Below are 12,472 nucleotides of genomic sequence, written 5' to 3' on the forward strand. Positions count from 1 at the left end.
ACGCTAGAGGAATGGCTGATCTACAATGCGTGATCGATGACCTTCTCGCGGGTGAAGCTCAGCAGTTCCTCGATGTTGCTCTCCTTGCCGAAGCCACTGAGCTTATACCCGCCGAACGGAGCCCCGTATGGGCGCGGGCCCACTTTGTTGATCCAGACGTACCCGGCTTCGACGGCAGAGGCGAGGCGATATGCCCGAGAGGCGTCGTTCGTCCAGATGCTCGCCGTGAGGCCGTAGTCGACAGCGTTCAGGTCGGATACGAGCTTTGCTTCATCATCCCAGCGCATGATGCTCATGACGGGGCCGAAGATCTCCTCGCGCGCGATGGTCATGTCCTGCGTGACGTCCGCGAACATGGTCGGCGGGACGAAGAACCCCTTCTCGGGCACAGCGGCGTGAGAGCCGCCGTAGACGACGCGTGCGCCCTCCGCCTCGCCGACTCGAATATAGTTCGCGACGCGATCGCGGTGTTCTGCGAAAGTCAGGGGGCCGATGTCCGTCGCAGACTGCAGAGGATCTCCCACGCGGAGCTCGCTCAGCTGCTGCGCGGCATGCCCGATGAACTCGTCGTAGATCGACGCGTGCACGAAGACACGCGAGAAGGACTGACAGGACTGGCCCTGCGACCGCGCGAAGTTCATGCCGGCGATGGAGGCGATGGCCGCCTTCTTCACATCCACATCGGGGGCCACGACCATGGGGTTCTTGCCGCCCAGCTCGAAGGTCAGCACCTTGAGCCTTTCCGATGCCGTCGACATGATGCGACGGGCGACACCGACGCTTCCGGTGAAGGCGAGCCGCGGCACGTCCGGGTGAGAGGCGAGGGCATTGCCCACCTCAGCGTCGCCGGCTACCACATTGAGGACGCCGGGCGGGAGGACTTCGGCGGCCACGGCACCCAGATGCAGAGCCGAGAGCGGTGTGTGATCGGACGGCTTCAGCACGACGGTGTTGCCGGCAGCGAGAGCCGCGGACACCTTCGCGATGGCGAACATGAACGGATGATTGAACGCCACGATGCGCCCGACGACGCCGTACGGCTCCCGGATGGTGAAATTGATCATGTCGGAGGAGGCCGGGAAGCTCGATCCCTTGGCTTCACCGGCGATGCCCGCGAAATAGGTGAGGGCTTCCAGGCCGGAGGCGACATCGGAGCGCATGGCCGCCAGAGGGTTCCCGCCGTCCATCGAATCGAGAACGGCGAAGGTCTCCTTCTCCTGCTCCAGCCGTCGGGCGAGGCTGTGCAGCACCCGAGCACGCGCTGACCAGGTCATGCCCGACCAGGAGGCCTGAGCGGCCTGCGCCGCCTTGACCGCGGCGTCCACATCCGCAGACGCGCCGGTGGGTGCATCGGCGATCGCGAGTTCTGTGGCGGGGTTGACGGATGCCGCTGTTCGCCCGTCCAGTGCCTCCCGGGCCTCGCCGCCGATGGTGAACCGGAATGAAGTTGGGATGCTGGTTTGCATTTCACACCTCGCAGATTGAAAGAATTGACAACTAATATTTAGACCAGTACGGGAATCAGCGCATCGCTACCGTCGTGTTCCGACGTCAAGCCGGGCGATCTCGTGGCGCCAGGCGGTTTCGGTGTTGAGAGTCGATCCCAGATCAGGGAGTTCGGCCATGTCGACGGCAGGGATATCGACCAGTCTGCCGCCTGCCGAGACGATCTCGAGCGAGAGGTCGGCGATCATGTTGACGCTGATCGCCTGGAGCACCGCCTCCTCAACGGTCCGCGCCGCGCTCGTGATGCCGTGCCCCCGGAGCACGACGACAGGACGCTCGCCCATGGCCGCGGTCATCTCCGACGCGAGGCGCTGGTTCCTGATAAGCACGCTGCGGCGATAGACAGGAACGCCGCCCGCGGCGAGCCGAGTGCCGGGGATGTCGAAGGCGCCGACGATCGATCGGATCTCTATGCCGGCCAGATCGGCAGCGACGACCCTTGGCGGATGTGCGTGTACGACGGACATCACTTCATCCCGAGCCTTCATGACGCCGGTGTGAAGAGGCAACTCGTTCGGGACGGCCCAGCCGTCGAGTTCACTCGGCCCTGCGGGCGTTCCGTCGAAGAAGACGTGCCGGATATCCTCGGCGACAGTGCAGGCGATGCCCCGTTCCTGCGGGCCGCGGCACCGCACGAGAAGGGTGTCCTCGTCGACGCGGAGACTGATGTGTCCGAGGAAGCCATCGGCGAGCCCCCGTGCGGCCAGGACTCTGCATGCGTCGGCGATGAGCGTCCGCTCCTCTTCGAATGAACCGTGCACGTGCGCCCTTTCTGCTTTCTGTGCCGAAGGCGAGGTCCCCCATGCGGTTCCGCACGGGCAGCGTTCGGGATCAGAGTTTGACAAGATGATAGCGTGCGGTAGATTGGTTAGTCCATTGAGATGTGAGGAGCGGTGCGTGCCAAAGGTCGTGTACACCGTGAGCGACGGCGATCGCGTCGTCGACGCCGCGGTCGGAGAGAGCGTCATGAGCGCGGCTGTGCGCTCTGGAGTTCCCGGGATCGTCGGTGAATGCGGTGGACAGCTCTCCTGCGCCACGTGTCATGTGTGGGTTCGGGACGATTTCCGCGAGCGAGTCGGTGGACCCGGTGAGATGGAATTGGACCTTCTCGATCTCGGGGTGACAGATTTCACGGACGCCAGCCGTCTCGGCTGTCAGATAACGATCACCGATGAGCTGGATGGGCTCACCGTAGAACCACGCCCCGAGGCGTGGCACTGAGAGGAAAAGCGATGCTGCGCCCCGATATCAATGACCTGCTCACGCAGACCGGCCCTGGTACGCCCATGGGGGATCTCTTCCGGCGGTACTGGCAGCCGGTGCTGCACACGGATGAGCTGCCGGAAGACGGCTGTCCGCCCGTCCGTGCGAAGATCCTCTCCGAGCGTCTCATCGCCGTGCGAACGCCGGAGGGCGAATACGGTCTGATGGATGAGTTCTGCGCTCACCGTGGTGTCTCGCTCTTCTTCGGGCGAGTGGAGGAACAGGGCATCCGGTGTCCCTACCACGGGTGGAAATACGACGCCAACGGACAGGCGATCGATGTGCCGAGCGAGTTGAACAACTCGGAGTTCTGCGCCAACGTCAAGCTCCGTTCCTATCCGCTCGTCAAGGTGGGAGACATCCTCTGGACCTACATGGGAGACCCCGAGAAGCAACCGCCGCTGCCGACGTGGGAGTTCGCGACGGTCCCCTCCGGACAGACCTACACATCCAAGCGCATCCAGGAGTCGAACTGGCTCCAGGCCCTGGAGGGCGGCATCGACTCCAGCCATGTCACGTGGCTGCACGGCGGTGGCCCGAAGGGCACGGGACTCGAAGCCGATCCGCTGTTCGCCGGATCCCGAGGGAACAAATACAACGCCGGCGACGTCAAGCCGTTCTTCGAGGTCGTCGAGAACGAGGGCGGTCTGCTGATCGGTGCTCGTCGCAACGCCGAGGAAGGCCATTACTACTGGCGTGTGACGCCCTGGGTGCTTCCGAACTTCACAATGGTGCCGCCGCGAGGCGATCACCCGATGCACGGCCACTTCTGGGTTCCGATCGACGACGAGAACTGCTGGGCGTGGAGCTTCGACTACCACCCGACGCGCGACCTCACGGAGGCCGAGCGTGAGGCGATGATCGCGGGGGCCGGTGTGCACAGCAAGAACATCCCGGGAACCTACCGTCCGGTGGCGAACTCGGAGAACGACTATCTGATCAATCGTGAGAAGCAGAAGACGGGGGAGTGGTTCTCGGGCGTGGAGGGCATCGCGATTCAAGACTCTTCGCTCCAGGAGAGCATGGGGCCGATCGTCGACCGCACCAAGGAACGTCTGGTCGCGACGGATGCCGGCATCATCAAGGCCCGTCAGAAGCTGCGTCGAGCGGTCGAGGCGCTGCGTGACAAGGCCGAAGAGCCGGTCGGCAACGTGCCTGAGCATCAGAGGATCCGCTCCGTCGCCATCGTCCTTCCCGCGGACCAGCCCTTCGTGGAGGGCATCGGCGATGCCTTCCAAGCGCGCGAAGGCGTCGGACAGACCACTGTGTGATCATGGCTGAGCCCGTCGCAATGAGCGCATGCGCGCGCGCCATCACCGCTGAGGAAGCGGCCTTCCGGATCGACTACCCGCTGGCGTACGCCCGGTCGACGCGAATCGTCGCGTTCGATGAGTCCGCGGAGGCGGTCATGCGGGGGATCGCCGATGAGCCGTGGGGCCAGGCGCGCTTCTACACCGTGAACGCCACCGGCGAGCAGCTTGTGACGCTCGACGGTGAGGCGGTGCCCATGGCGCAGGAGATCGAGCATTCCGACTCCGTCATCATGCTCGCGACGAACGGAATCAAGGCGGACGCGGTCGCCGCGGTCGGAATGGCGGCGCGGGAACGCGCGATCATGACGGCCGGCCTCTTGTTCGTCGACGACGGTGAGCTGCGTGGTGAAACGCTGATGGCGATCAGACCTCACGCGCGGATCCTCCTGGTTCCGGCGGAACATGAAGACCTCTACCAGCTGCTGGTGGCGATTCGCGCATGACCAGCCTGCCTCAGCTGCGGGAGATGAAGCGGACAGGTCAGAAATCGGTCTGCTTCGTCGCGTGGGACTACCACATGGCACGCATCGCGGATCGTGTCGGTGCGGACATCGTCTCGGTCGGCGACACGGTCGGCGTCAACCTCTTCGGTCAGCCGAACCCTCTGGAGATCACGTTCGACGAGATGGTCTTCGTCGCAAAGGCTGTCCGTCGGGGTGTGGAGCACGCGCTGCTGAGCTGTGACTTCCCCTACGGCCCGCTGCAGGCGGGTGACGCGCTTCCTGCGGCCATCCGTCTGGTGAAGGAGGTCGGCGTCGACCTCGTCAAGCTCGATGGGGCGGCTGACTTCCCAGAAGAGGTGGAGCGGCTCACGAAGGCGGGCATCCCGGTGTTCGCACAGTTCGGCATCACGCCTCAGACGTCGCTCAAGTACGGCATCGACTACTCGGCCGCGGACACGGTGCAGGTTCCCGATGAGATGACGGACGAGCTTGTCGCCGAGGCGAAGCGCCTGGAGTCGGCGGGTGCCGCGCTGCTCAACTTCACGAACTCCGGTGCCGTCGTCGGTGCCGCCGTCGTGGAGGCGGTGAAGATCCCCGTGCTCGGCGGCTTCGGCGGGGGTCCCTGGCTCGATGGCCGGATCAGGCTCATCACGGCCGCGCTCGGCTACAACCACAAGTGGGTCGATGCCGAGCCCGACACCTATGCGAACGTGGCCGGGATCGCATACGAAGCGTTGAAGGAATGCGCGGGAGACATCCGCGCGGGGCGTCAGATCAGAGGCGGGATCACGGTTCCGGCAGAAGGAGTGCAGTAATGCCATTCTTGGAGGCGGACGGGATCCGCACCCGGTACGAGATGGTCGGCGACGGACCTCCCCTGCTGATGTTCAGCCCGGGCGGCTTCAATGCGAGCCTGGAGAACTGGACGTCGTTCGGCCGCTACAAACAGCTCGGATTCATCGACGCACTGTCCAAAGAGTACACGTGCATCGTGTTCGACCGGCGTGAGTCGGGACAGTCGGGCGGGCGCGTGGAGCGCCTCTCGTGGAGCAAGTACGTCGCTCAGGTGGTCGGTTTGCTCGACGGCCTGGGCATCGGCAGTGTGCACACCATGGGCGGGTGCGTGGGCTGCACGTCGGCGGCTCAGCTGGCGGTGGAGCATCCCGAGCGCGTGCGCAGCATGGTGCTCTTCTCGCCGGCCGGCGGTGTCACTTATCGGGCGGCGCAGCATCAGCGCTTCACCCATCATCTGGGGTGGGCGCTGGAGCACGGACTTGAGGCCGTCGCAGAGCTCGCCCGTTCCACGACCGAGGGGTTTACCAAGGATCCACGCGTGGGGCCGTGGGCGCCGGCGCTGCGCTCCGACGAGACCTTCGCCACCGACTTCGCCCGCATTCCGCTCGAGAGCTACGTCACGATCGTGTCCGGCACGTCCCGGCTGCTCTTCGACCGTGACACGGTGCCCGGGCCGGAACCCGAGGATCTTCGACTGCTCGACATCCCTGCGCTGATCGTCCCCGGCGAGGACCTCTCGCACACGCGCTCGGCGGCTCGTTACCTGCAGGAGACGCTGCCGGACAACCAGTACTGGGACGTACCGGTCGCCGAGCAGACGCCTGAGGCGTCGACAGCCCGGGTGCGCGAGTTCCTCTCGCGTCAGTGACGGTCTTCTTCCATCTGTGCGATCTGGGCGATGCGGATCGCGTGCTCCGCGCCTTTGAACGGCGTGGCTAGCCAACGGTCGACCAGCGACAACGCCGTCTCCTCGTCGATGACCTTCGTGCCGATCACCATGACGTTCGCGTCGTTGTTGCCACGTGAGATATCGACGGCGAACTCGGAGTAGGCCAGTCCCGCTCGGATGCCGCGCACCTTGTTGCATGCGATGACTTCGCCCTGTCCGCTGCCTCCGATCACGATGCCGAGATCGGCTTCGCCGTTCGCCACACGATGCCCGACATCAGCGCAGAGCGGCGGATAGTCGACGATCCCCGCGTTCTGAGGGGCGAGGTTGGCGACGACGTGCCCGCGCGCCGTCAGAACATCTGTGAGGCGGCCGGCGAGTCTCACGCCGTGGTGATCCCCGGTGATGACGATGCGCGCAAGAGTGCTTATCATCCGATGAGTCCGAACGTGGAAGGCTCGAAGACGGCGTCAAGCGCAGGGGCGGAACGAATGATGTGCTGCGACATAGCGTGCTCGATGAGCGCGTTCAACGTCGTGCGGTTCTCGTCGATGCCGTAAGGAAGGGGATCGGCGCCGGTGATCTGCGCGACGCGGCGCAGAACCCGATCCTGGCGGGTGTCGCCCCGTCCGTCGGCGAGTTGCTCGAGATAGCCGCGCTTCGCCGTCGCGAAATCGGTGAAGACCGCCTCCGCGAGCGAGGCGTGTTCGGCGAGCAGTTCGTCGCGGATCACGACGAGGTGGTTTATCGGGAAGACGCCGGTCGTCTCGACCGACTCCGCAGCCGCGTCGTCTGGGTCCGTGATCAGCGGAGCGACGTCCGGGTGGTCAAGAGCGGCGCCGACGACGGCGTCCAGGTCGCCGGACAGGAGCATCTCTTCCAGCGTGACTCCGTCGGGCGCCTGCACGACGTTCGTAGGGGGAGCGTAGGAGGCGACGTGCTCGTCTCCGGAACGCACCCATGTGACGGAGTCCAGATCGAGTCCGGCGTCCGCGAGTGCGCCACGACCCCAGACGCCCGTCGTGACGGTGTATCCGCGGTTGACTCCGATGCGTGCGCCGTTGAGACTATCCGCGCGACGCCCGGCGTCAGCAGCGCGAACCTGTGTCGCACCATGATGGAAGTCGCGCACCAGGAATATCGGCAAAGCGGTGAATCCGCCCCCGTGTTCTTTGGCGGTCAGGTACGTCGTGATCGCCATCTCTGCGACGTCGAACTCGAGAGATCGCACCATCTTGCGGAAGCCCGTGACGAGCACGGGTTCGTCTGCCTGCTCGTAGCCGATGCCGGAGGCCGCGGTCCCTCCGGTGATGAGTGCACGGTTCGCACCCTGCTCTCGCGTCAGTAGTGACAATCGCACCTGTGTCTCCCGAGATCACGGTAAGGTCTTAGACTAAATGCTACTCCGGTATGACCATTAAGCCAATTTCGATCCCGAGGAAGCGCAGATGACAGGAACAGTGTTGGCCGCCGTCCGTACAGCGCCGGGCAGGACCGAGATGCGCGAGTTTGTGAAGCCGCGGATCGACGCCGATTCCGCGCTCCTCCGGGTCGAGGTCGCGGGGATCTGCGGCACGGATGCGAGGCTGTACTTCAGCCCGCCGGACACTCCTGCGACGCGAGGGCAGGTGATCATGGGACACGAGAACGTCGGAATCATCGCAGAAGCAGGTGAGAACTTCAGGGCCCGACACGGGGTGGAGGAGGGAGACCGTGTCTTCGTCGAGCACTACGTCGCATGCTACAACTGCGAATGGTGCCGAATCGGCGAGTACCGTCACTGCGAGGCGACCGACTGGCGCACGAATCCCGATGCTCGCCGGTTCGGATACACCTCAGCCGATCATCCCGGGCACCTTTGGGGAGGATTCTCCGAGGCGATGTATCTGCCGTGGAACACGGTCTTGCACCGGGTCCCGACGACGATGAGTGCCGAACTCGCCGGAATGGTGATGCCGTTGTCCAACGGGATCGAGTGGGCGCTACTCACCGCGGGCATCGGCTACGACGACACCGTGCTGATTCAGGGGCCCGGTCAGCAGGGACTCGCGCAGCTGGTCGCATCGAAGCAGGCCGGGGCTTCGATGATCATCGTCTCGGGCACCACCCGGGACAGGGAGCGGCTCGACCTCGCCCGCGAACTCGGTGCCGATGCGGTGATCGACGTGCTCGCCGAAGATGCCCGCGAGAAGGTGATGGATCTCACGAACGGCCGCGGTCTCGATTTCGTCCTCGACTGCACCTCGCGCGCCGGCACGGCTCCGATGCTCCTCGGTATCGACGTGCTCAAGCGCCGGGAAGGCACGATGGTCGTCCAGGGGGAGCTTTCGGCGTTCCCGGACTTCCCGCTCAAGAAGATCACCGAGAAGTCGATCACGATGAAGTCCGCGCGCGGACACTCCTATAAGGCCTGTGAGCTCGCCGTCGCGCAACTGGCGTCCGGCCGCTTTCCGCTGGAGAAGCTCGCCACCCACCGCTACGGGATCGACCAGGTCGACCACGCCATCCGGGTCCTCGCGGGTCAGACCGATGAAGACGCCATCCACATCTCGATGATGCCGTCGATGGTCGGCGAGCGCGGCGGTCGCACGGCGAAGGGCGATGCGAAATGACCGGCATCGTCGTCACAGGCGCACCCCGCGTCCCATTGGATCAGCTCGACGCTCTCGCAGGATACGGCGTCGCGACCGTCCACGAGGCGCAGGGCCGCTCCGGCCTGCTGCGCTCCTGGATCAACCCCATCCAAGAGGGCGTTCGGGTGTCGGGCAGCGCCGTCACCGCCACCGTCGCCCCCGGGGACAACACGATGATCGCCGTCGCCGTCGAGCAGTGCCAGGCGGGGGACATCCTCGTTGTCACACCGACGTCGCCGAGCGAGATGGGGTACTTCGGAGACCTCCTGGCGACGTCGCTGAAGGCACGAGGGGTGCGGGGCCTGGTGATCGACTCCGGCGTGCGCGACGTCGCGGATTTGAAGGCACTCGAATTTCCCGTGTGGTCCCGGTGCATCGTCGCGGAGGGCACGACCAAGGGCAGCCTCGGCGACGTGAACGTACCGATCTCGATCGCCGGGCAGATCGTGCATCCGGGCGATGCGATCGTCGCGGACGACGACGGGGTCGTCGTCGTTCCGCGCGCGTGTGCGGCAGCCGTCGTCATCGCATCGCGGGAACGCGAGGAGAAGGAAGAACGATCTCGTCGTCGCTACGAGCAAGGCGAGATCGCGCTCGACGTGAACAACATGCGGTCCCTGATCGAGAAAGCGGGAATCAGGTACGTCGACTATCAGGACTGGAAGGGGACAGAAGAACCGTGATCATCGATGTTCATGGACATTACACGACCGAGCCGGCGACGTTCATCGAGTTCCGCAAGATGCAACTCGACCGTGATGCCCCCAGCGTTCGAGAGCTGATGTCGTCCATCTCGGATGACGAAGTTCGTGAGAGCGTTCAGAGAAACCAGATCCGTGTGCTGACCGAGCGTGGCGGCGATGTCATGCTCTTCTCTCCCCGCGCGTCGGGGATGGGTCATCACGAGACGGATGTCGCGGTCGCGAACGCATGGTCGCGAGCGTCGAACGCCATGGTGCATCGCATCAGCGAGCTCTTCCCCGAGTTCTTCGCACCGGTCGCACAGCTTCCGCAGACGCCGGAAGGGAACGTCGACGGGGTGCTCGCAGAGCTGCATCGCGTAGCTGATCTCGGCTTCGTGGGTGCCAATCTCAACCCGGATCCGTCGGGAACGTGGGCGGGCGCGCCCATCACGGACGCCTCGTGGTATCCGATCTTCGAGACGGCGCAGGAGCTGCGCATGCCTCTCATGGTGCATGTTTCAAACGCGTGCAACCCGAACTTCCACACGCTCGGAGCCCATTACCTGAACGCAGACACCAGCGTCTTCATGCAACTGCTGCAGTCCGATCTCTTCGAGAGGTTCCCCGGGCTTCGCCTCGTGATTCCGCATGGCGGGGGAGCGATTCCTTACCATTGGGGTCGCTACCGCGGCCTCTCGATGCGCAACGGCTGGCAGGACCCGGCTGAGTTGTGGCGCAACGTCTTCTTCGACTCCGCGGTCTATCATCAGGCCGGGATCGATCTGCTTCTCGACGTCGTGCCTTCGGCCAACGTGCTCTTCGCATCCGAGATGCTCGGCGCGGTGCGCGGGGCCGACCCGGAGACCGGGGTCGAGTGGGACGACACGCTTCACTATCTGCGCGCCTCGGGGCGTTCGGAGCACGACTGGAACGCGATCACGCACGGGAATGCGCTTCGGGTGTACCCGCGGCTGTCGGCGAGGCTCGAGGGAGCCGTCCGGTGAGCCGCCTGCAGCTGACCTTCGCGTGCGGGGATTACGATCGCACCCGAGCGATCGAGGACGGCTCCGTGCACGTCGATGGCATCGACGTGACCTATCTGCGCCTTCCCGTGGAGGAGACGTTCTTCCGCATGGCGCGCTATCGCGAGTTCGACATCGCGGAGATGTCGCTGTCGACGTACGTGGCATCGTTGAACACCTTGGACCGGGGGGAGCGGCCACCGTTCGTCGCTCTGCCGGTGTACACCTCGCGTCAGTTCCGTCACGCGGGGATGTTCATCAACACGGAGGCCGGCATCTCGAGCCCGTCGGATCTGAGCGGGAAGCGCATCGGCCTGCCGGAGATGCAGCTGACTGCGTGCGTGTGGCAACGCGGCATCCTCGCCGACGGCTACGGCCTTCCGCTCGACGCATCGACCTTCTACACCGGAGGCCAGGAGAGCCCCGGGCGCATCGAGAAGGCGAAAGTCGACCTGCCCTTCGACATCCGCCCCATTCCCGCCGGGCGGACGCTTTCCGAGATGCTCGCCGTCGGCGATCTCGATGCGATCTTCGCGCCGCGGATCCCCAGCGTGTTCGGCACGCCGGGCGCGCCGGTGGCGCGCCTCTTCCCCGATGCCCAGGCCGCTGAGCGGCAGTACTTTCGGGACACCGGGATCTTCCCGATCATGCATGTCGTCGCTCTGCGCCGGGAACTCTATGAGTCGAACCGGTGGATCGCTCAATCGCTCACCAAGGCACTGAACGAAGCGAAGGACCGGGCTATGGAGCGTATCTACGATGCATCGGCCCTGCATCTGATGGAGCCGTGGCTCATGCTTCATCTCGAAGAGGCGCGGGCATTGATGGGTGCCGATTACTGGTCGTACGGGGTGGACGACGGCAATCGACGGGTGCTCGAGACGTTCTTGAGGTACCACCACGAACAGGGTCTGTCGGGTTCCTTGCGTTCCGTGGAAGACCTGTTCGCGCCGGAAGCTCTCGAGAGCTTCGTGATCTGAGGCAAACCCGGTTGACCGTGAAACTGCACGGTGATAGGCTTGGTCTATCCATTGGACATTTATCAGGTCGCGATGAGGCGACCAAGGGGAGTGAAATGAGCGATCGCGTCGCGGGTGACGAGACTTCGGTGCTGGTGGCATCTGATGGTGCAGCCGTTGCCATACCCGAACGCTTGCAGAATCGCGTCGCGATCGTGACGGGCGGTGGTCACGGGCTCGGCCGGGCGTACGCGACTCGGCTTGCGTCCGAGGGGGCTCACGTCGTGATCGCCGAATTGGATCGCGATGCCGGCGAGAGTGTCGCGGCCGAACTCCGCGAACGCGGGCTCACCGCGTCTGCCTACGGCACCGACATCACCGATGCGGCGGCCCTGGAGACGATGGTGTCATCCGTGGTCGAAGCGCACGGCAGAATCGACATACTGGTGAACAACGCCGCAATGTTCTCCCGGGTGCCCATGTCGCGATCATTGTTCGACGCCATTGAGCCGGACGAGTGGGACAGGATGATGAGCGTCAATCTCAAGGGCACGTGGCTCGCATGCCGAGCGGTGGTTCCCGAGATGCGCAAACGAGGATACGGCAAGATCATCAACATCAGCTCAGGCACCGCGTTCAAAGGAATGACCACGCGCATTCATTACGTCACTTCGAAAGCTGGAATCCTCGGCTATACGAAGGTGCTCGCTCGAGAGCTGGGAGCCGACGGAATCACGGTCAACTGCGTTGCCCCGGGAAGCACGTTGAGCGAGGAGGCCCCTGACGCCGCGACCCTCGCGTTCCGGAAGGACGCAACAGGCGATCGGGCTATTCCGCGTGTGCAGGTCGCAGATGACCTCGTGGGAGCCGTCGCTTTCTTCGCGTCGGCGGACAGCGACTTCATCACAGGACAGACGCTGGTGGTCGACGGCGGCTCCTACATGCATTGAGGCTCGACGGCCTGCT

The 12,472-nt window shown here is 64.7% G+C and carries 13 protein-coding genes; 9 read left to right on the plus strand and 4 right to left on the minus strand.

The window, feature by feature from the left end:
- Positions 1-20: 20 nt before the first annotated feature.
- Both BKA02_RS09630 and phtC read right to left on the minus strand, forming a co-directional pair.
- Positions 21-1,466 (minus strand): aldehyde dehydrogenase family protein, encoded by a 1,446-nt coding sequence (locus BKA02_RS09630; RefSeq protein WP_179433533.1) that lies wholly within the window; start codon positions 1,464-1,466, stop codon positions 21-23.
- Between the two features lie 66 nt (positions 1,467-1,532).
- Positions 1,533-2,474 (minus strand): 3,4-dihydroxyphthalate decarboxylase, encoded by a 942-nt coding sequence (gene phtC / locus BKA02_RS09635; protein ID WP_179433535.1) that lies wholly within the window; start codon positions 2,472-2,474, stop codon positions 1,533-1,535.
- Positions 2,475-2,738: 264 nt separating this feature from the next.
- Between phtC and BKA02_RS09640 the strand changes: the two genes are divergently transcribed.
- The 4 genes from BKA02_RS09640 to BKA02_RS09655 are packed head-to-tail and all read left to right on the plus strand — an operon-like array spanning position 2,739 to position 6,188.
- The gene (locus tag BKA02_RS09640; protein WP_179433537.1) at positions 2,739-4,040 is read left to right on the plus strand and encodes an aromatic ring-hydroxylating dioxygenase subunit alpha; all 1,302 of its coding nucleotides are present in this window, start codon (positions 2,739-2,741) and stop codon (positions 4,038-4,040) included.
- Positions 4,041-4,042: 2 nt separating this feature from the next.
- Positions 4,043-4,525, plus strand: a complete 483-nt coding sequence (locus tag BKA02_RS09645; RefSeq protein WP_179433539.1) for a 3-methyl-2-oxobutanoate hydroxymethyltransferase — start codon at positions 4,043-4,045, stop codon at positions 4,523-4,525.
- Complete coding sequence (locus BKA02_RS09650; RefSeq protein WP_179433541.1) at positions 4,522-5,340, plus strand: 3-methyl-2-oxobutanoate hydroxymethyltransferase; 819 nt, start codon at positions 4,522-4,524, stop codon at positions 5,338-5,340. Before BKA02_RS09645 ends, BKA02_RS09650 begins: the two co-directional genes overlap by 4 nt.
- Complete coding sequence (locus tag BKA02_RS09655) at positions 5,340-6,188, plus strand: alpha/beta fold hydrolase (protein ID WP_179433543.1); 849 nt, start codon at positions 5,340-5,342, stop codon at positions 6,186-6,188. Before BKA02_RS09650 ends, BKA02_RS09655 begins: the two co-directional genes overlap by 1 nt.
- Here the strand turns inward: BKA02_RS09655 and BKA02_RS09660 are convergent.
- Positions 6,182-6,643, minus strand: a complete 462-nt coding sequence (locus tag BKA02_RS09660) for an RpiB/LacA/LacB family sugar-phosphate isomerase (protein WP_179433545.1) — start codon at positions 6,641-6,643, stop codon at positions 6,182-6,184. The two genes, BKA02_RS09655 and BKA02_RS09660, sit on opposite strands and share 7 nt — an antisense overlap.
- Complete coding sequence (locus tag BKA02_RS09665) at positions 6,640-7,569, minus strand: substrate-binding domain-containing protein (RefSeq protein WP_218844508.1); 930 nt, start codon at positions 7,567-7,569, stop codon at positions 6,640-6,642. Before BKA02_RS09665 ends, BKA02_RS09660 begins: the two co-directional genes overlap by 4 nt.
- Positions 7,570-7,708: 139 nt before the next feature.
- On the opposite strand from BKA02_RS09665, the gene BKA02_RS09670 reads away from it, so the two are divergent.
- From BKA02_RS09670 to BKA02_RS09690, 5 genes are all read left to right on the plus strand, one after another.
- Positions 7,709-8,821 carry a zinc-dependent alcohol dehydrogenase gene (locus BKA02_RS09670; protein ID WP_218844509.1) on the plus strand — a complete coding sequence of 371 codons (1,113 nt, stop codon included), beginning with the start codon at positions 7,709-7,711 and terminating at the stop codon, positions 8,819-8,821.
- Positions 8,818-9,525: a 4-carboxy-4-hydroxy-2-oxoadipate aldolase/oxaloacetate decarboxylase gene (locus BKA02_RS09675; protein WP_179433549.1), complete on the plus strand. Its 708-nt coding sequence runs from the start codon at positions 8,818-8,820 to the stop codon at positions 9,523-9,525. Before BKA02_RS09670 ends, BKA02_RS09675 begins: the two co-directional genes overlap by 4 nt.
- Complete coding sequence (locus tag BKA02_RS09680; RefSeq protein WP_179433551.1) at positions 9,522-10,529, plus strand: amidohydrolase family protein; 1,008 nt, start codon at positions 9,522-9,524, stop codon at positions 10,527-10,529. The genes BKA02_RS09675 and BKA02_RS09680 overlap by 4 nt, the downstream gene beginning before the upstream one ends.
- Positions 10,526-11,527: a substrate-binding domain-containing protein gene (locus BKA02_RS09685; RefSeq protein ID WP_179433553.1), complete on the plus strand. Its 1,002-nt coding sequence runs from the start codon at positions 10,526-10,528 to the stop codon at positions 11,525-11,527. The genes BKA02_RS09680 and BKA02_RS09685 overlap by 4 nt, the downstream gene beginning before the upstream one ends.
- A 95-nt stretch (positions 11,528-11,622) precedes the next feature.
- Positions 11,623-12,456, plus strand: coding sequence for an SDR family NAD(P)-dependent oxidoreductase (locus BKA02_RS09690; RefSeq protein ID WP_218844510.1), 834 nt, complete (start codon positions 11,623-11,625; stop codon positions 12,454-12,456).
- Positions 12,457-12,472 lie beyond the last annotated feature (16 nt).

Source organism: Microbacterium pseudoresistens (genome assembly GCF_013409745.1).
Classification (GTDB): Bacteria; Actinomycetota; Actinomycetes; order Actinomycetales; family Microbacteriaceae; genus Microbacterium; species Microbacterium pseudoresistens.